Source organism: Chryseobacterium soli, assembly GCF_000737705.1.
Lineage (GTDB): Bacteria > Bacteroidota > Bacteroidia > Flavobacteriales > Weeksellaceae > Chryseobacterium > Chryseobacterium soli.
This window is the reverse complement of record NZ_JPRH01000012.1, coordinates 1-18,494: the sequence shown is the minus strand read 5'-3', so window position 1 is coordinate 18,494 and position 18,494 is coordinate 1. Positions and strand designations below refer to the sequence as shown.

Sequence of the window (18,494 nt, the reverse complement as noted above, 5' to 3'; positions counted from 1 at the left end):
TCATAATGAAAACTTTGCGAATACTTTTACTTTCTTTGAGCGGATTGGCTTTTGGGCAGAACATCCAAAGCATCCAGTTGTTCAATCCCCAAACCAACGACGAAACTCCGGTCATCAGATTTAATGAAAAACTGGTTTTAAGCTTTGACGACCTTACGAATTCAAGCCAGGTTTACAGATACACATTGAAACATTACGACAGAAACTGGAATGACGACAATCTTTTCTTTACAGAATTTGCCAATGGAAGTTTAAATGATTTATTAGATCAGTTTCAGTATTCATTCAATACCCTGCAGCCTTATACCCATTATAAACTTACTTTTCCGAACGAAAAGATACAGCCGAAAATTTCAGGAAACTATGAGCTGATCGTTTATAAGGATTCCGCAGATAAACCTCTTTTTAAAAGAAGATTTTATTTGGTGGAAGACATGGCAACTTTAGGATTAAAAGTTTCAAGAATTGCAGATGCAAAAAATCCAAATGTCAATCAGAGAGTAGAAGTACAGGCTGTTTCCAAAGGCGGAGACCTTTCCTCTAATGTGAATTCTATGAGTCTCAAGGTGATGCAGAATAACAATCCCAATATCACAGTCAGTAATCTTAAACCGAGTGCTACACTGGGAACTCAGCTGCTTTTTCAGCAGATGAGTCTGACGTTTCCGGGAAATAATGAGTTTTATTATTTCGATAATAAAAATATGAATGTCGCAGCAGATATGGTTCAGGCAACTGAATTAAAAGATGGCGTCAATCAGACGTACCTGCATCCTGTCTGGGCGTTTCCTTTAAATTATCAATACCAGCCGGACGTAAATGGAGCCTGGTATTACAGAAGGAATGACATTGGCCGTGAAAGAGATGCGGAAAGAGAAGCTGATTATTCTTGGGTATATTTTTCACTAGAATCTGATCCTGCGGATAAAGATATTTATGTATTGGGTGGTTTTAACAATTTTACTCCGAGTAAAGAAAATCAGATGCAATATGACGCTGCCAACAAAAGATATGTAGCTAAGATTTTCCTGAAGCAAGGTTTCTATAACTACCTTCTGGCAACAAAAGGAGCTGATGGATCTTTGAATTTTGGGGAAATCAACGGTAATTTCTGGCAGACGGAAAATCTTTATCAGGGATTTCTATACTATGCTCCTTTCGGAAGAAGTTATGACGGTCTTATGGGGTACGGTGAATTTAGAACCCCAATTGGCAAATAAAATACTATGCAATGCATGTTGAAAAAAATATTTCATAAAAAAGAGAATTATGTAAAAATTATTAGTCTATAATTCTTGTAGGAATAAAAATGTTTTATCTAAGTCGTAATGCTTTGAAAAATCTATTGAATTATAAATGGTAATTTCGTTTATAAGTTATGTTTTATTTAATTTTAGTATTGTTTTATTGTGAAAAAGCTATAAATTAGTTTTTCACAATTAACAATATATTTTTATGAAAACGAAATTTATCTTTGCAGTAAGTATTGCTGCTTCTGCCTTTTTATTTGGGCAAGACACCACACCATCAAAAATAATCTCCGGTAAAAACGGACTTCATGCGGAACTGATCAGGTTCGACAAAAACGGTCCTGACTTTCAGGGAAGCCCAGTATTATTTGATGAAAAATCAAATAGGATTTCTCAGGGGCAAGGGGTAAAGGTGGGCTTCGAAAAAGATGAACTGGGATTTGAAACTCACAGATTTCAACAGACGATCAATAATATCCCTGTAGAATATGGGATGATGGCTGTACAGACAAAAGGAGGTAAAATTGTAGGTGAAACCGGCAAGTGGCTTCTGAAAGTACCCACTTTAGAGAAGAAAGCCGGAATTTCTGAAAGTATTGCGCTGCAAAGTGCCTTATCTTTTGTAAAAGCTGATTCCTATAAATGGCAGAATAAAGACGAAGAAGATTTTATTAAAAAAGATTCTAAAAACCCTAACGCCACTTTTGCTCCTAAAGGAGAATTGGTATACTATTCAGATCCTTCTGAAGAAAAATTAGGGGAATTAAAACTGGCATATAAGTTTGATATCTATGCGGAAAAACCATTAAGCAGACAGTATGTATTTGTAGATGCTAAAAACGGTGAAATTCTTGGAACGGATGCCTTAATTCATGATACCAATGCTCCGGGAACGGCAACTACCGTTTATAGTGGAAGCCAGGCCATCGTAGCTGATTCTTATAACGGCAGCTATAGATTAAGAGAAACAGGACGTAATGGTGGAACATCTGTAGAAACATATAATCTGAAAAAAGGTACTAATTATGCATCTGCTGTAGATTTTACAGATACGGATAATGTATGGAACAATGTAAATACAGGCCTGGACCAATATGCTACTGATGCGCATTGGGGAGCAGAAAAAACCGTAGATTATCTTAAAACAAAATTCAATAGAAATAGTATCGATAACAATCATTTTGCGATCAAATCCTATGTGCATTACTCAACCAATTATTTCAATGCATTCTGGGATGGGACGAGAATGACTTATGGAGATGGAAGCGCTTCAACCAATGGCGGAAAACCATTAACGGCTCTTGATGTTTGCGGCCACGAAATTACCCATGGTATGACTTCTAAAACAGCAAACCTTGCTTATCAACGAGAGTCCGGAGCATTGAATGAAGGCTTTTCTGATGTTTTTGGAAACAGTATAGAATTCTGGGCAAGACCGACTAAAGCGAGCTGGAAATTAGGAGAAGATTTTAATTATGTTATCAGGGATATGTCTAATCCTAATGCGTATAGCCAGCCGGATACCTATATGGGAACTTACTGGAAGACTACAACTACCTCAGGATGTGCATCACCTAACCAGCAGAATGACTATTGTGGTGTTCATACCAATTCAGGAGTTCTGAATTTCTGGTATTATTTATTAGTAACCGGCGGAACCGGAACTAATGATAAGGGCTTCGCTTATAACGTTTCAGGAATTGGACTGGATAAGGCTGGGGCAATTGCTTATAGAACATTGACCACATATCTTACTTCTTCCTCTACCTATGCTAATGCCAGAACCTATTCGCTTCAGGCTGCAGCCGATTTATACGGAGCAGGCAGTAATGAAGTAACACAGACGACTAATGCCTGGAACGCAGTTGGAGTTGGCGGAGGTACTTCTGCGGCGGGAAAATCTGCGGCGGTAGCTAATGTATCACTTTATACGATCAGTCCAAACCCGGCAACCGACAAATTCACAGTAGGTTTTGAAGGAAAAGAAGGGAACGGACTTGTTGAATTGATTGGTTTAACAGGAAAAAGAGAGATTTCAGAAAGATTTAAAATAACAGATGGGGTAAACAAATTAGAGGTAAATCTTCCATCCAATATGCTTCCAGGAGTGTATATAGTAATGGTGAATGGACAAAATGCTGGAAACTTACTTAAGAAATAAGAAACAAATTTTAATATTGACTCATCTTACATAGGTGTAGTACTAATCCGGGAAATTAAATTTCCCGGATTTTTTATGGGTTATTAATCTTAATAATTTTCTTAACAATTCAATCTTCTTTAAAAATTGCAGTCACCAGCAAGCTGTCTTCATTTTCAAAAATATAATGAATATGAACAGGGAAATTCTGCATCTTATTAACGGTAATCTGTTTTTCTATTATCAGCCGGGTTTGGGAATGTTCCTGGATTTTAGTGATGGATTCCTTTAGATCATCAAGAAATTCAATCCCTTTATTTTCCCTTTCCGCATTGAATACCCTCATCAGCAGTTTGATGTCATTTTTGGCGATAGAAGAGAGGAGTACTTTCATCAGGCGATGCTCTTTTTCAGCTCGGAAATATTTTCGTAAAAATCAAGTTTTGTTTTAGGGTAGTCATCATGAAACTGAATGCGGTACAAAACTTCATCCATTTGAAACTGTGGAATAGACAGGCTGTTTTCCATTTCGAGATTTTCTACCATTGTTGCAACGGTTTTCAGTAATTCGGGGGTAAGATTTTCAATCTTCCGCTTTAATAAGTCGGCTGTAGTATGCATCATTATTATTTTTTAAAGTTAATAATGTTTTTGATGGGGTAAAGGTATGAAAAAATATATAATTTGTAATTTTAATATTAAAATTATAGGGGTGTATTTAAATTATTTAAAAAAAAATAAATTAAAGTATGAGATTTTTGTGGGGGTAGTTGTGTTTTTGAATAAAAAAAGCACTTAGTTAAAAACCAAGTGCCTTGTATGTATATCGCGAATTTGTATCAAACCAGATAAAACTCATTAAGCTTTTCTTCACATAGTGTTTTTACCACTTCAATCCATCGGTCTTCATCATTCAGACAAGGGATATAATGGAAATTTTCTCCACCCGCATGCTGAAACTGCTCTTTACCTTCCACAGAAATCTCTTCCAGGGTTTCCAGACAGTCTGAAACAAAAGCCGGGCAAACAATCGCTAAGTTCTTGATGCCTTTTTTAGGAATCGTTTCTAACGTTTCGTCGGTATAAGGTTCCATCCACTTGTCTTTTCCTAATCTTGACTGGAAGGACACAATTACTTTTTCTTTCGGCAGACCCAATTTAGAAATTACAGTCTCTGTTGTTTTAAAACATTGATGTCTGTAGCAGAACTGGTGGCTCGGATTTTCATCTCTTGAACAGCAGTCGTTTAAATTGCAGGTTTTTGTAGGATCCGTTTTATAAATATGTCTTTCCGGTACGCCATGATAGGAGAATTGTAACGCGTCAAAGTTTTCAGGAAGTTTTTCCCTGATGCTATCCGCCAAACAGTCGGTGTAGATCTCTCTGTTATAAAAAGGCTGTATATAATTGATCTTTACTGTCGGGAATTTTTTCTTTCTTACTTCCTCTGCCTTATCAATCACTGTTTCCGTAGTACTCATAGCGTATTGCGGATACAATGGGAAAAGAACAATTTCAGTAACTCCTTTATCAACAAGTTTTTGAATTCCGGCTTCAATACTTGGCTGCGCGTATCTCATTCCTATTTCTACAGGAACGTCAACAATTTTCTGAAGTTTTTTCTGAATTTTTTCTGTAATGACGATCAGGGGAGAACCTTCATCTGTCCATACTGTTCTGTAGGCAGCAGCGGATTTTGGAGGTCTTGTATTTAAAATAATTCCCTGTACTAATAATGCACGAAAAATCCATCGGTAATCAATTACCTTTTCGTCCATTAAAAATTCATCAAGATATTCCTTTACATCCTTTACTTCCGTAGATCTTGGAGAACCGAGATTTACCAGTAAAATTCCTTTTTTAGCCAATATTTTTAATTTTTAATTATGAAATAGAGTTTTCGAAATCAACTATAAATTTTGATACTTTGGCTAAAGTACTGTCTTCAATAATGCCATCATTGTTGACTTTTCCCTTTATGCCTTGTATGATCAACTGATTGTTATTTTCTAATGCTGCACCCAGGGTTTTCAGAATCAATACTAATTCTTCATGTCCCTTTTCTCCATTTGCTGATGCCGTAATGACAGCTGTCGGCTTTTCAGAAAAAATGGTGGTGGAAACACACCATTCCAATAGGTTTTTCAACCTGCTGGGAATACTGAAAATATATTCCGGAGTAGAAAATATAACGCCTGCCGAATGATTAATATCGTCTCTGATCTTAAGTATTTCTGCAGGTGTATTAGAATCTGTTAACGAAGTATCAAAATGGGGTAGCATAGAAAGATCATCATAAATTTGAAAATCAGTGCCATTGTCTGATGCAATAGCTTGCTCAATTAACTTCATATTACTGGAGTTTTTTGAAGCACTGCCTATAATGACTACAATTTTTTTTCTATTACCCATTTGGTTGTGATTATCCGTTGACAGCTTCTACTCTTTCTACCAAATCAGGAACGAATTGTTTTAAAATACTTTCGATTCCGTTTTTTAAGGTAGCGGTAGAACTTGGACAACCTGAACATGCGCCCTGTAAAAGCATTTTTGCTGTTTTGCTGGCTTCGTCATATTCCATTAAAGAAATCTTTCCACCATCATTTTCTACAGCAGGAGCCACATATTCATTCAATATATCAGAAATCTTCTGTTCGTCGTTTGTATACTCTCTGTTGATAATTTTTTCAACCGGATTTTCATGTCTCTGAGCTTCAACATTGGAAATTTCGCCTCCATTTTGTAAATATTCAGCGATCAGTCCGCGTACAGCCATCATTACCTGGTGCCATTCTACAGAATGATCTCTGGTTACCGCCACGAAATTATCAGAGATAAAAACTTCTTTAGTGAAATCAAACTCCTTAAAAATAATCTGAGCCAAAGGAACACCTTCTGCTTCGTCTCTAGATTTTACTTCAACAAATCCATCAATCAGCAATTGGCTGGAAACAAACTTCATCACATTAGGATTGGGAGTCATTTCAGCATAAATCTGATACATTTCTTTCTTCTTTTGAAGATAGATTCTCGGATTGGCAAGCAATTCATCTTCAATAACATTTTTAAGGCTTTCCACTACATGTTCCCATTCAATAGTATCTTGCTTTGCAATTGCTACAAAATTGGCTGTGATGAAAATTCTTTCTACAAAAGGATAATTGAAAAGCTCCTGTGCAAGAGGAATTTCTGAAATATCTGAACTTCTGTCCAATTCTAAAGATCCGGGAATCAAGTTGTAATCAACAACAAATTTCATCACTTTTGGGTTTTCAGTTGGTTCTATAAGTATCGTACGCATTTTTTCGTTAAATTTGAGATACAAAAATACGCAATTAGAAGTTAGAAGCTAGCGATTGGAAGTTAGATTTTTGCTATCACTGCGATTTAGAAAAAATGAGAAGGCTAAAGGAAGACAGGGAATGTCACGCATAAAAGCTGACCGGCATTGAAAGCAGCAATGATAATAATCAAATTAGCGTATTTTCAGATTAACACAATTTAATTTATCAAATTAAAAATATGGCGCTTGTAAAAGAACTTTTAGGAAAAACACCACAGATTGGTGAGAATACATTTTTAGCGGAAACAGCAATTATCATTGGTGATGTTACGATGGGAAAAAATTGCAGCGTTTGGTATAATGCAGTGATAAGAGGAGATGTAAACTATATTACCATGGGTGATAAGGTGAATGTTCAGGATAATGTGATGCTGCACTGTACCTATGAAAGATTTCCTCTGAAAATCGGGAATAATGTTTCGATCGGGCATAACGCGATTGTGCATGGATGTACCATTCAGGATAATGTATTGATCGGGATGGGCTCTATCGTTATGGATGACTGCCTGGTAGAGGAAAATTCTATTGTAGGAGCGGGTTCCGTCGTAACGCAGGGAACTCATATTAAATCCGGAGAAGTTTGGGGTGGCGTTCCTGCCAGAAAAATTAAAGATATCTCTGCCCAGCTGTTGGAAGGAGAAGTGAATAGAATAGCAGATAATTATGTGAAATATTCTTCTTGGTATAAAGAATAACAGAATTTAGAACATTATAAAAATAAAAGCTTCATCCGAAAGATGAAGCTTTTTAATTAAATCATTAATGATCAATCCAATGGATTGAAAAGGGATATCATATGTTACTGTGCAGGGTAAATTACTTCCGCTTTTCCATTGACACATCGTATTCCTGCGGGTTCTCCAACTAAAGTACAGTCTGAAGTGATTCCAAATTTGGTATTGAAATCTTTTTCTTTGTTATTGTAATCTTCAATTTTAGGTAAGATGGAAGCTTCTAATTTTTTAGGATAGGCGATATAAGACTTTGGTCCGCCGCAGGCTTTTGATCCCATAGGTGCAGATGCCCATTCGTCGGTGTTGCCCGTACATTTTTCCTTGGAAATTTCACTGTTTATCGTTGCCTTTAATTTATCCAGCTGCGCCTGATCATATTTCTGGCTGCTTTCATCGGCAGGTCTTTCAGAAATGTCTTTGGGTAAATTTTCTGTCGCAGGAGTTTGGGTTTTACACGAAATAACGGTTAAGCTAGTACATAATACTAACAGAGGTATTTTTATGAATAAGTTTTTCACAATAAATCTTTTTTTCTGGTCAATAATTTTCAAAACGTATGCCAAGATAGAAAAATCAAATTCATTTACGTAATTTTGCAGCGATGAACAATCATTTTTTTGACTTAATAGAACATACCAACCGAAGTGTTTTTCTTACAGGGAAAGCGGGAACGGGTAAAACAACCTTCCTAAATGATTTTGTAAAAAAGACAAGGAAAAAACATATCGTGGTAGCACCTACGGGAATTGCTGCCATCAATGCAGGTGGCGTTACCATTCATTCCATGTTTGGTTTGCCTTTGCGAACTTTTTTACCGACTACAGAACGGATCGATGAGAGCATCGGGAATAATATTGCCGATCTTATGCCTCATTTCAAATACCGGAAAGATAAGCTTAAGCTGCTTCGGGAAGTAGAAGTTCTTATTATTGATGAGGTTTCTATGCTTCGGGCAGATGTTTTGGATATGATGGATTTTTCTCTGAGATTCATCAGACGGAACACCCAGCGTTTTGGCGGGGTTCAGATGTTGTTCATCGGGGATCTTTATCAGCTGCCACCGGTGGTAAGGGATGAGCATATTTTAAAAATGTATTATCAGTCTCCGTTCTTCTTCGACAGCCTTGCAATCAAAGATATTCCTTTGCTGACGATTGAGCTGACCAAAGTCTACAGACAGTCTGATGAAGGCTTTTTAGCTATTCTGAATGCCATCCGTGACGGTGATGTAGACAATATTGATTTTGAACATCTTAATGAGAGATATGATCCTGGTTTTAATGCGGGGGAAGATTCATATGTTTATCTGTGTTCACACAATAAAATGGCTGATGAGATCAATCAGGAAAAACTGAAAGAGATCAAAGTGGATGGTTCTACCTATGAAGCGAAGCTTTTTGGGGAGTTTAAAGAAAATCAGTTCCCGAATGAACAGTTTTTAGAATTGAAAGTGGGAGCCCAGATTATGTTTATCAGAAATGATATCTCTCCCGAAAAAAGATATTTCAACGGAAAACTGGGTGAAATTGTTGGTCTGGATGAAAGCGAGATTAGAGTCGTTCTGGACGGAAGCGAAAAAGAAATTACCGTAAAAAGAGAAGTTTGGGAACAGAAAAAATATTTTCTGGACACCGATAAAAATATTAAAGAAGAAGTATTGGGAAGCTTTGAACAGTTTCCAATCAAATTGGCCTGGGCCGTGACGATCCATAAAAGTCAGGGACTTACTTTTGATAAAGTGATTATTGATGCCGGGAAAAGTTTTACCGCAGGTCAGGTGTACGTTGCTTTATCGAGATGCCGTACGCTGGAAGGAATTGTTTTAAAATCCAAAATCACTCCTGAAGTTATTTTTAAAGACAACAGGATCTTGCAGTTTCAGGGATCTACTTTTGCCAATGATAATGTAGAGGCTATCCTCAACCAGGAAAAATATGATTACAGTATCAAAAAAGTGTTGCGTACACTGGATTCAAGATGGTTTTTACATGAAGTGGAAAAGTGGAATAAACTTTCTATGGCTACAAAAAGTATTGACAATGCAAAAAGCAACCAGCTTTATCTTCAGTTAAAACATGAAACGACCCAGCTTGGGAAAATTTTTGAAAAATTGGAGAAAATTCTGTTTCAGAAAGTCAGTAATTTCATTATCGAAAAAGAAGAATGGACGGAGATTGAAACGAAGTCAAAAGGAGCTGTTAATTTCTTTTTTATGGCCGTTAAGGATAAAATTTTTAACCCTTTAAAAGAGTTTTATGCTGAAATTAAAGGGGCTAAAGGACTGAAGCAGTATAATGACGAATTAAGGGACTGGCTGGAAGATATTGAAGAATATTTGAACAGTTTAAAAGACATCTACCTTCTGGAAACCCGATTGCTGGACGAGAAAAATGATAAGGAAGTTAGCATGGTTATTGCAAAAGTACCTTCTCAGGTGCTTACATTCCAACTATTTGAGCAGGGAAAAACGATTGCTGAAGTCGCTTTTGAAAGAGGTTTGGTGAAAGAAACGGTCATTGGACATTTGGCCAAATTTGCCGAGCAGGGATTATTGGATATTTCAAGAGTAATCACCACAGATAAGATCAAGGCTTTTGAAAATGAATTCTATAAAAACCCTCATGAAACCTTGTCAGAATGGAAAGCTGCGTTACCAAATGAGTTTGAATTTAATGAAATCAGGATTCTGATTAATCATTATAATTTTAAGAAGCAAAAGTGAACTTAGATTAATAAAATTTATCTATTACGTGTAAAATGATAGTGTCATTTACTTTAAATTTTCTGTCACTATCGGATTTTTCGATAGTTAATTTTTCTAATTTGTGAGAAACTTTATTAAAAATGAAGGCTTGATTTGTTTCTAATAAAAAAGCTGTATGAAAATTTAATCTTCGGCCTTGTTTTAAGCTATCTGCAGTTTTGTAAATATTCCAAGGATTATTATTTTCTTTTTTTACTATTTCATTATATAAATTTGTATCCTCTTCAATAATTGAAGTGTTATATTTTTGACTTTTTAACCATTTTTGGAACACTCTTTTAATGTTTTCTTTTGAAGTATAAACAATATATTTGTTTGTTTCCATCAAGGTTGCACTATCTTCTTTATATGGGTTGCAACCTAGAATGAAAGACATTAGAAATGATATAATAATCGGATAACACTTTTTCATTTAATAACTATTTATTAATTTTCTTCGATTATTATCATAGAAAGTTGCCTGCCGACTTTCGTCTCTAAGTTCAATTTCAGCATTTTCATTAATGTCAAAACGTGTTTTATCAGTTTTGCTGAATTCGGTTATTGTATATTTTTGTTCATTGATTGTTTTAAAATCTACCAATTTTAGATATTCTTCGATTGAACTTTTGTCGAGCATTATTTTTCCACTGCCTAAAGGGTGGCGGTCCTGTCCATTTTTTTTAATACCAGAAACCCAATATTCTTCTCCTGTTTCTATATCAAAATAATTCCCGCTGATTCCTGATATTTTAAGCTTTTTCAAAGCTTTATTATCAAAATAAACTGTTTGGCCTGATTTTGAAAACTCAACAAAACCAATCCAAGCCAATCCATTGTGGCCATTTGATTTATTTTCGAGATACATTATTTTAGATTTCATAGTCACGAGTATTAATTGTTGGGTTTATTTATTTAACATATCCTGGTTAATCCTATATCCCACAATTTTAATTGTTCCATTTTCTTCATGCATTGAAAAAGTTTCCTCTGTTTTACCATTGCTTCTTTTAATGTCATAGGTAAGGTCGTATTCACTTTTTGAATTACTTCCCTTTACAACTAAGGTTTCCCATTTCACCAGATTACATTCTGTAATCGGCCCGATTTCATTTTCTGAAACGGTAATCATTTTATCAAGTGTTTCTCTGTTGGTCACTTCAAAAAACTTATCACTAAATAATTTATAAATTTTATCATGATCGGTTCCATATCGCAGTTCCCAATAAAATTTTTTCGAAATCTTTTCAGCGTCCTCTTTATCCGATTCTCTATTAGAAAAAGTTTGATTAAAAGAACAGCTGGTTAAAATGAATGTGATCATTAACAGATAAAATTTTTTCATTTCTAGTTTAAATTTTAGTTTTTATTTAAATGTGTAAATAAACTATTTTTTTATTACAAAAAAAATAAAGAAAACTAAATAATTCTCAATAGTTTTTCTCTCACTACAGCCATTAAACATATCAATTACAAAAAGTAACTAATGCAGTTTATATGTTTTACATTTGTTTGGTTTTAGACCAACAATGTAAAGATTATGAAAAATTTTGAAATTTCTGTGTTAGACCTTGCTCCCGTAAAGCAGGGAAAAAGCATTCATGATACGTTTCAGGACAGTTTGTCTTTAGCAAACCATACTGAAAATTTGGAATATAAAAGATTCTGGCTTGCCGAACACCACAATATGGAAAGTATTGCAAGTTCTGCCACGTCTGTGTTAATCGGTTTTATAGCCAATGGAACAAAAAAAATTAAAGTGGGATCAGGTGGTATCATGCTGCCCAATCACAGTTCACTGATCATTGCCGAACAGTTTGGAACATTGGAATCTCTTTTCCCTGGAAGAATTGATCTGGGAGTGGGAAGAGCGCCGGGAACAGACGGTTTAACCGCTCAGGCATTAGGCCGAAACCCAGCAATCATTAATGAACAGTTTCCAAGACAGATCCTGGAACTGCAAAAATATTTTTCCAAAGAAAATTCTAATGCATTGGTGCGTGCCATTCCCGGCGAAGGATTGGATATTCCGATTTATATTTTAGGATCCAGTACCGACAGTGCATGGCTGGCTGCAGAATTAGGGCTTCCGTATGCATTTGCGGGACATTTTGCTCCTGAACAGATGGAGATGGCTTTCAAGATCTACCGGGAACATTTTGAACCTTCAAAACAGCTGGATAAACCTTATATTTTAGCCTGTATTAATGGGATAGCCGCCGAAACATCCGAAGAAGCTCATCAGCTTTCAACAACATTATTCCAGGCGTTTATCAATATTGTAAGGAACGACAGAAAGCCTTTTGCACCACCGGTTGATGATATGGACGATATCTGGTCGCCCATGGAAAAATCTATGGTATTGCAGAAGCTACGATACAGTTTCATAGGAGATCAATCAGAAATAGAAGAAAAGCTGAAAAATTTTCAGGAAAAATTCAATGTTGATGAATTAATGATCAACTCCCATATTTATGACCATCAGAAAAGACTTGAGTCTTACGATATATTCAGAAAGGCAGCAGACTCCTTATTCAAAGCTTAATAAACCGTTTATATTAATTGGCAGATGCTTATTATTATGAGTATCTTTGCAAAAATCAAAAAGTAAAAATGTCTGATATTAAATTAAATACTATTCCAGAGGCTATTGAAGACCTTAAAAATGGTAAAATAATCATAGTAGTAGATGATGAGAACAGAGAAAACGAAGGTGATTTTCTTTGTGCTGCGGAACTTACAACTCCTGAGCTTATAAATTTTATGGCCGTTCATGGAAGAGGCTTAATCTGTATGCCGCTTCCGGAAAAAAGATGTGACGAGCTAGGTTTGGATATCATGGTAAGCAGAAGCAGCGATCCTAAAGAAACTGCATTTACCGTATCCGTTGACCTTCTTGGAAATGGAACTTCTACAGGTATTTCTGCAGGTGACAGAGCAAAAACGATTTTGGCATTGATGGACGAACGTTCAAAGCCTACCGATTTCATGAGACCTGGACACATTTTCCCGCTTCGTGCAAAAAAAGGAGGTGTTTTGAAAAGAGCCGGTCATACTGAAGCTGCAATTGATCTTACGAATTTAGCAGGATTGAAAGAAGGAGGGGTGATTTGCGAAATCATGAATGAAGATGGTACCATGTCCCGTTTGCCTGATCTTTATGCATTTGCTCAGAAACATGATATGAAGATCGTTTCTATTGAAGATTTGATCCATTATCAGCTTAAAAAAGGAAATCTTATCGACAGACTGGAAGAAAGAAAAGTTAAAACCCATTACGGAGAATTTGATTTTTATGCTTTCAGAGAAACTTCCAACGAACAGATTCACTTTGCATTGGCAAAAGGATCATGGACCGTGGATGAACCTGTTTTAGTGAGAGTTCAGTCTTCAGATTCTTATTTTGATGTATTGACAAGACTTAACAATGGTGAAAAGCCACTATTGGAGAAAGTGACCAATATGATTAATGAAGAAGGGAAGGGTGTCATTATTTTCATCAATAATGTTTCCAATTCTGAGAATACATTAAAGAAATTACAGCAGTTTCTGGATTATCAGGATGGTCAGGAAAAACGTCCAACGTTAGCATACAATTACAGAGATTACGGTATCGGAACACAGATTCTGAAAAATCTGGGAATTAATAAATTCAAAGTAATTACTCAGAATCCTGATGTTAAACCTCAGGTAGGAGGATATGATGTTGAGGTAACTGAGCTGGTTCAATTATAAAATACATGTTTGCTATTTGAATATTCAATTTTACTGATTATTTACAGTGTTGTTAACTTATTATTGAATATGGCTTTCGACGAAATAAAAATGGCTTGATTTATCAAGCCATTTTTATTTCGTCGAAATTTCTGAATCCATTCAGAAAATCTTTAATATTCATTCTTTTCTTTCCTTCCAGCTGCAATTCCAAAGGCTCATAAAATCCATCCTGAGTATAGATCTTAAAGCTGTTTTTGGAAATTTCTAAGGTACCGGCAGGTTTTCCGTGGTTTGCAATTTCAAATTTTCCGGCATATATTTTCAATCCTTTTTCCTCATCTCCAATTTTTAATGTGGTAAATGCTGCAGGATAAGGCGACATTCCTAAGATAAACTGATGAACCGTTTTTGAAGGAGCATCCCAATTTATTTTGGTATCTTCTTTAAAGATTTTATAGGCGTTTTTCGGGTGTTCTACGTGAGGCTGCGGTCTTTCTTCAATAGCATTTTCTACTAATCCGTCCAACGTTTTTACCACCAGCTTAGAACCCATTTCCATAAGCCGGTCATGAAGACTTCCTGCATTTTCATCAGGCAGAATATTGATTTCTTCCTGCAGAAGAATATTTCCTTCATCTATTTTTTCATTAATGAAAAATGTAGTGGCTCCTGTTTTTTCTTCCCCGTTGATCACGGCATAATTAATAGGGGCAGCACCTCTGTAATCGGGCAGGAGAGAAGCGTGAAGGTTGAAAGTACCCATTCTAGGCATTTCAAAAAGAACTTTAGGCATCATTCTGAAAGCAACGACTACAAAAACATCAGCATCTAATGCTCGGAGTGATTCCAAAAATTCTGGATTTCTTAATTTTTCAGGTTGAAAAACCGGAATATTATGTTCTGCTGCATATACTTTTACCGGAGATTGATTGATTTTTTGTCCGCGTCCGCTGGCTTTATCAGCAACGGTTACTACACCTACAACTTCATGATTTGATTGATGGATGGCTTCCAGTGAAGTCTTTGCAAACTCTGGAGTACCTAGGAAAACGACTTTCAATGATTTCATACTGCAAAGATAGGAGTCTTTTGATTATTGAAAAATAAAAATTGAAGATATTGATGGAGGGTGGTTGGTTGATGATTGATAGTTGTTGGTTTTTAGTATTTGGCTGGTAATTTTTGGTTGGCAGTTGATACTTTTTAGAATTTGGTTAAGTATTTTCACACTAAACACTAAACACTAAACACTAAACACTAAACACTAAACACTAAACACTAAACACTAAAGAAAACACCTACGCCAGTGCATACGTTCTGAAATTCACCATTCTTACCTTTCCGGAATCCAACAAAAAAATTAGATTTTCTAAAATGTTCTCCTTGGAATGGTAGCTCAGCTGAACAGACAGTTCTTCAATCGTTGAGGCTCTTTTGGATAATAAATTAATGATCTGCAAAGAAATATTTTTTCCAAAAATCGATTGTTTATTTTTCTCACAAACAGAACACTGGCCACAGTTTTTAGAATTCTTCTCTCCGAAATAAGAAAGAATTAATTTCATTTTGCAGTAATCTTTGTTCTCTACATAAAACTTCATTTCCTCCCACTTCTGGATCTTATTTCGCTGAATGTGTTCAAACAACTTCCAGTAGGCAGCGTTAACAGCTCTTTCGTCTCTGGGTTTTAAGAATTTTATACTTGATAAAGCACCATCCACATATTCCAGATAATTTTTCTTCTGCAATTCCTTTAGACGTTCTTTAATCAGGTCGATACTGATTCCTAATTTATTACTGGCCTGTTGTTCACTGAACATTACTTTATGGGTAGTAATACCGGAAATGGTACGAAGCATAAGCTCTATGAAATAGGCGTCTTTTTGAGGCAGCTGATCAATCTCATCAGCCTGCATTAAAAGCTGTAAAGAAGACAGGCTTTTGTTGTCGTTAAAATAAATGATTTCCTGGTTGTGCAGGAAGTTCAGTACATTATTAATTTTAGCTCTGGATAACTTTGTAAAGTTTTGGATTCCGACTGTATTCAGCTGGAATACTTTTTCAGGTAATTCGAATTCTGCCACCTGGAAAATAGAGTAGAGGTAACTGACAATTTTCAGAAATTCTGCTTTATTAGGAATCTGATTTTTTAAGATCTGATCGAAATTTAAAAGTTCCTGCTTATTCCAAAGCATAAACGCAAAACTGTCTTTTCCATCTCTTCCCGCTCTTCCGATTTCCTGATAATAATTTTCAATGGAAGGAGCCGGAGAATAATGGATTACAAAACGAACATTATCCTTATCAATTCCCATCCCAAAAGCATTGGTAGAAATCAATACATTAGTTTCACTGTTGCTCCAGATCGTTTGTCTGGCATTTTTCTCTTTTGTCGTTAATCCTGCATGAAAATAATCAACATTTTTCAGTTGGTTTTTATGTAAATACTCAGTTAGCAGTTCAGCTTCTTTTCTTGTACGTACATAAACGATTCCTGAATCATTGGTATGTTTTAAAATGTCAAAAATACGCTGGAATTTATCAGAAACTTCTTCCGTGAAAATTTTAATATTCTCTCGTTTAAAACTTTTTTGAAAGACCTTAGGGTTTTTAAGTTCCAGTTTGGTTTTAATTTCCTCCAATACTTTTGGAGTAGCAGTTGCCGTTAACGCCAGACAAGGAATTTCAGGGATATTTGTTCTGAAATTTTTTATATTCTGATAGCTTGGACGGAAATCCTGCCCCCATTCTGAAATACAGTGTGCTTCATCTACGGCAATAAATGACAATTGTATTTCCTGAATATTTTGAAGGAATTGATTGTTTGTTAATCTTTCAGGAGAAACATATAAAAGTTTTGTTAGTCCTTCCTTACAGCGGCTGTAAATGGTTTCTGCATCATATTCATCCAGTTCAGAAGATAAATATTCGGCTTCTATCCCGCGGGATTTAAGTTGATTGACCTGATCTTTCATCAGGGCAAGCAATGGAGAAATAACAAGACATGTTCCTTCTTTCAGTAGAGCTGGAAGCTGGTAGCAGAGTGATTTTCCGGCACCGGTAGGTAAGAGAATCAAACCGTCTTTTTCGTTGATAACAGCATTGATAATTTCTTCCTGAGAATCCCTAAAATCATCATATCCCCAAAAATATTTTAGGGTATCATATTTTAATTTTTGAAAATCTTGCTGAGAAATCATGAGGTAAAAATAAGGAAAGTATTACAACAAAAAAAGTCACGCATAGCGTGACTTTTATATAATTTACTAAAAGTTTATTATTTAGCTTCGAAGTAAACTCTTCTGTTTGCTCTGTTTTTCCATTCAGGACATTTAGTAGCAGGTTCACATTCAGGGTATTTAAGGTCTTTTTCACCTTTTCCTAAAGCGTTAATCTTAGTAGACTGAACTCCGTTTTTGATTAAGTAATTCTTAACGTTATTCGCTCTTCTTTCAGAAAGCTTTTGGTTGTAAGCATCAGTACCTCTTGTATCTGTTGCTCCAATTACACTGTAAGAACCAGTTGAAGAATTGATATAGTTTACTGCGTTGTTTAGAATTGGAGTATTTGATGGTAAAATTCTATCAGAATTTAAATCAAACTCAATCCCTTCTAATTTAGTTTCCGTTTCTACTACAGGTCCTGTAGGAGTTGTAGGACAACCGTTGTTTTCAACAGGTCCAGGAACGGTTACACATTTATCGTAAAGGTCAATTACGCCATCAAGATCCGTGTCAAGGGCAACACCTGCACCGTCAACTCTTGCACCGGCAGGAGTATCAAGTTGTCTGTCCCAATCGTCGCATACTCCGTCGTTATCAGCATCACCTTTTTTACAAACTTCAATATCTTGATTTTTGTTAGCCAAAACATCCAGTTTGTAATAGATTTCCTGAAGCGGATCATGCCACATTAAGTGAGATTCGTGTTTTCCTAATTTTAAAGTAACCCCTAAAGTAGCGTTAAAGAAGTTATCAGATACCTGCTCTTCACGTTGGTTGATTGCACTATATTTGTCACCACCTCCATCGAATTCATCATCACCAGTTACCACGTACATCAATCTACCTTCGATATCGATTCTTCTGTTTACTTTAAATTTCAAACCTGCACCCGCTTGTGCGAACATAGAGCCTAATTGGAAAGGTTTGATTTCAGTAACCATTCTTTGACCGGTTGCATCTTTTTGGTAAGCTCTGTAAGCAATAGTACCAATCCCTGCATATCCGTGCAACGCCCATCTGAAAGGAGAGTGGTTATCAACTCTTCTCAAAAGATTAGAGAAGTTGATATCTCCTAATAAAGAGAGTGCATCGTATTGAGTTCTTGCCCCTACTGCTGTTGCATCGGGAGCAGCATCTTTTGTGTTAAACCAACCTTGTCTGGTTTCACCTCTGTCATATTGTAATTTCAAACCAAAAGCATGAGTAATGGCCTTATCGATACTTACATAGGCAGAATATCCAAAAAGGTTTTTCCCATTACCATTCTTTATAGACGTTAAATCTGCTGACTGCATAAGTGGTACTCCAGCACCTGCTGAAATAGACCAGTCGTTGAATCTCTT

General features: G+C 35.9%; 18 protein-coding genes. 6 read left to right on the top strand and 12 right to left on the bottom strand.

The features are described from left to right. Positions 1–5 precede the first annotated feature (5 nt). Both IW15_RS19910 and IW15_RS22205 read left to right on the top strand, forming a co-directional pair. On the top strand, positions 6–1,220 hold the full coding sequence (locus IW15_RS19910; RefSeq protein ID WP_034714961.1) for a type IX secretion system plug protein: 1,215 nt from the start codon (positions 6–8) through the stop codon (positions 1,218–1,220). Positions 1,221–1,455: 235 nt separating this feature from the next. Next, positions 1,456–3,411: a M4 family metallopeptidase gene (locus IW15_RS22205; RefSeq protein ID WP_051882240.1), complete on the top strand. Its 1,956-nt coding sequence runs from the start codon at positions 1,456–1,458 to the stop codon at positions 3,409–3,411. Positions 3,412–3,520: 109 nt separating this feature from the next. Here IW15_RS22205 and IW15_RS19900 read toward each other — a convergent pair whose 3' ends face one another. From IW15_RS19900 to IW15_RS19880, 5 genes are all read right to left on the bottom strand, one after another. After that, positions 3,521–3,784 (bottom strand): hypothetical protein, encoded by a 264-nt coding sequence (locus tag IW15_RS19900; protein ID WP_034714959.1) that lies wholly within the window; start codon positions 3,782–3,784, stop codon positions 3,521–3,523. Next, positions 3,784–4,014, bottom strand: a complete 231-nt coding sequence (locus IW15_RS19895; protein ID WP_034714958.1) for a hypothetical protein — start codon at positions 4,012–4,014, stop codon at positions 3,784–3,786. Before IW15_RS19895 ends, IW15_RS19900 begins: the two co-directional genes overlap by 1 nt. Before the next feature lie 215 nt (positions 4,015–4,229). Further along, positions 4,230–5,258 carry a ferrochelatase gene (gene hemH, locus IW15_RS19890; RefSeq protein WP_034714956.1) on the bottom strand — a complete coding sequence of 343 codons (1,029 nt, stop codon included), beginning with the start codon at positions 5,256–5,258 and terminating at the stop codon, positions 4,230–4,232. Positions 5,259–5,274: 16 nt separating this feature from the next. Next, positions 5,275–5,802, bottom strand: coding sequence for an NADPH-dependent FMN reductase (locus tag IW15_RS19885; RefSeq protein WP_034714954.1), 528 nt, complete (start codon positions 5,800–5,802; stop codon positions 5,275–5,277). Between the two features lie 10 nt (positions 5,803–5,812). Continuing rightward, a complete protein-coding gene (locus IW15_RS19880; RefSeq protein WP_034714952.1) occupies positions 5,813–6,691 on the bottom strand; it encodes a NifU family protein in 879 nt (292 codons plus the stop codon). Between the two features lie 221 nt (positions 6,692–6,912). On the opposite strand from IW15_RS19880, the gene IW15_RS19875 reads away from it, so the two are divergent. Further along, entirely contained in the window at positions 6,913–7,428 is a 516-nt protein-coding gene (locus IW15_RS19875; RefSeq protein ID WP_034714950.1) for a gamma carbonic anhydrase family protein, read from the top strand. Between the two features lie 104 nt (positions 7,429–7,532). On the opposite strand, the gene IW15_RS19870 is transcribed toward IW15_RS19875, so the two are convergent. Next, positions 7,533–7,985, bottom strand: coding sequence for a hypothetical protein (locus IW15_RS19870; RefSeq protein ID WP_034715220.1), 453 nt, complete (start codon positions 7,983–7,985; stop codon positions 7,533–7,535). An 83-nt stretch (positions 7,986–8,068) separates the two neighbouring features. Here IW15_RS19870 and IW15_RS19865 point away from each other — a divergent pair, with 83 nt between their 5' ends. After that, a complete protein-coding gene (locus IW15_RS19865; RefSeq protein WP_034714948.1) occupies positions 8,069–10,189 on the top strand; it encodes a helix-turn-helix domain-containing protein in 2,121 nt (706 codons plus the stop codon). Between the two features lie 7 nt (positions 10,190–10,196). Here IW15_RS19865 and IW15_RS19860 read toward each other — a convergent pair whose 3' ends face one another. From IW15_RS19860 to IW15_RS19850, 3 genes are read right to left on the bottom strand one after another with little or no spacing between them, the layout of a single operon-like run. Next, the gene (locus tag IW15_RS19860; RefSeq protein WP_131368601.1) at positions 10,197–10,643 is read right to left on the bottom strand and encodes a hypothetical protein; all 447 of its coding nucleotides are present in this window, start codon (positions 10,641–10,643) and stop codon (positions 10,197–10,199) included. Beyond that, positions 10,644–11,093, bottom strand: a complete 450-nt coding sequence (locus tag IW15_RS19855) for a hypothetical protein (protein ID WP_185097432.1) — start codon at positions 11,091–11,093, stop codon at positions 10,644–10,646. Positions 11,094–11,117: 24 nt separating this feature from the next. Next, complete coding sequence (locus tag IW15_RS19850) at positions 11,118–11,555, bottom strand: hypothetical protein (RefSeq protein ID WP_034714943.1); 438 nt, start codon at positions 11,553–11,555, stop codon at positions 11,118–11,120. A 195-nt stretch (positions 11,556–11,750) separates the two neighbouring features. On the opposite strand from IW15_RS19850, the gene IW15_RS19845 reads away from it, so the two are divergent. Beyond that, a complete protein-coding gene (locus tag IW15_RS19845) occupies positions 11,751–12,755 on the top strand; it encodes an LLM class flavin-dependent oxidoreductase (RefSeq protein ID WP_084681503.1) in 1,005 nt (334 codons plus the stop codon). A gap of 68 nt (positions 12,756–12,823) precedes the next feature. Beyond that, entirely contained in the window at positions 12,824–13,945 is a 1,122-nt protein-coding gene (gene ribB, locus IW15_RS19840; protein WP_034714940.1) for a 3,4-dihydroxy-2-butanone-4-phosphate synthase, read from the top strand. A 103-nt stretch (positions 13,946–14,048) separates the two neighbouring features. Here the strand turns inward: ribB and fmt are convergent, their stop codons facing one another. The 3 genes from fmt to IW15_RS19825 form a co-directional block, all read right to left on the bottom strand. Continuing rightward, the gene (gene fmt / locus IW15_RS19835; protein ID WP_034714939.1) at positions 14,049–14,996 is read right to left on the bottom strand and encodes a methionyl-tRNA formyltransferase; all 948 of its coding nucleotides are present in this window, start codon (positions 14,994–14,996) and stop codon (positions 14,049–14,051) included. Between the two features lie 229 nt (positions 14,997–15,225). After that, entirely contained in the window at positions 15,226–17,127 is a 1,902-nt protein-coding gene (locus tag IW15_RS19830; RefSeq protein WP_034714938.1) for a RecQ family ATP-dependent DNA helicase, read from the bottom strand. A gap of 77 nt (positions 17,128–17,204) precedes the next feature. Further along, positions 17,205–18,494 (bottom strand): OmpA family protein (locus tag IW15_RS19825; RefSeq protein WP_034714937.1); only part of this gene is annotated, 1,290 nt, incomplete at its 5' end.

What these genes read in the sequence shown, in the direction of transcription:
- IW15_RS19910 (WP_034714961.1), top strand. Translation starts at nt 6, where the DNA reads ATGAAAACTTTGCGAATACTTTTACTTTCTTTGAGCGGATTGGCTTTT.
- IW15_RS22205 (WP_051882240.1), top strand. Translation starts at nt 1,456, where the DNA reads ATGAAAACGAAATTTATCTTTGCAGTAAGTATTGCTGCTTCTGCCTTT.
- IW15_RS19900 (WP_034714959.1), bottom strand. Translation starts at nt 3,784, where the DNA reads ATGAAAGTACTCCTCTCTTCTATCGCCAAAAATGACATCAAACTGCTG.
- IW15_RS19895 (WP_034714958.1), bottom strand. Translation starts at nt 4,014, where the DNA reads ATGATGCATACTACAGCCGACTTATTAAAGCGGAAGATTGAAAATCTT.
- IW15_RS19885 (WP_034714954.1), bottom strand. Translation starts at nt 5,802, where the DNA reads ATGGGTAATAGAAAAAAAATTGTAGTCATTATAGGCAGTGCTTCAAAA.
- IW15_RS19880 (WP_034714952.1), bottom strand. Translation starts at nt 6,691, where the DNA reads ATGCGTACGATACTTATAGAACCAACTGAAAACCCAAAAGTGATGAAA.
- IW15_RS19875 (WP_034714950.1), top strand. Translation starts at nt 6,913, where the DNA reads ATGGCGCTTGTAAAAGAACTTTTAGGAAAAACACCACAGATTGGTGAG.
- IW15_RS19865 (WP_034714948.1), top strand. Translation starts at nt 8,069, where the DNA reads ATGAACAATCATTTTTTTGACTTAATAGAACATACCAACCGAAGTGTT.
- IW15_RS19860 (WP_131368601.1), bottom strand. Translation starts at nt 10,643, where the DNA reads ATGAAAAAGTGTTATCCGATTATTATATCATTTCTAATGTCTTTCATT.
- IW15_RS19855 (WP_185097432.1), bottom strand. Translation starts at nt 11,093, where the DNA reads ATGAAATCTAAAATAATGTATCTCGAAAATAAATCAAATGGCCACAAT.
- IW15_RS19850 (WP_034714943.1), bottom strand. Translation starts at nt 11,555, where the DNA reads ATGAAAAAATTTTATCTGTTAATGATCACATTCATTTTAACCAGCTGT.
- IW15_RS19845 (WP_084681503.1), top strand. Translation starts at nt 11,751, where the DNA reads ATGAAAAATTTTGAAATTTCTGTGTTAGACCTTGCTCCCGTAAAGCAG.
- ribB (WP_034714940.1), top strand. Translation starts at nt 12,824, where the DNA reads ATGTCTGATATTAAATTAAATACTATTCCAGAGGCTATTGAAGACCTT.
- fmt (WP_034714939.1), bottom strand. Translation starts at nt 14,996, where the DNA reads ATGAAATCATTGAAAGTCGTTTTCCTAGGTACTCCAGAGTTTGCAAAG.
- IW15_RS19830 (WP_034714938.1), bottom strand. Translation starts at nt 17,127, where the DNA reads ATGATTTCTCAGCAAGATTTTCAAAAATTAAAATATGATACCCTAAAA.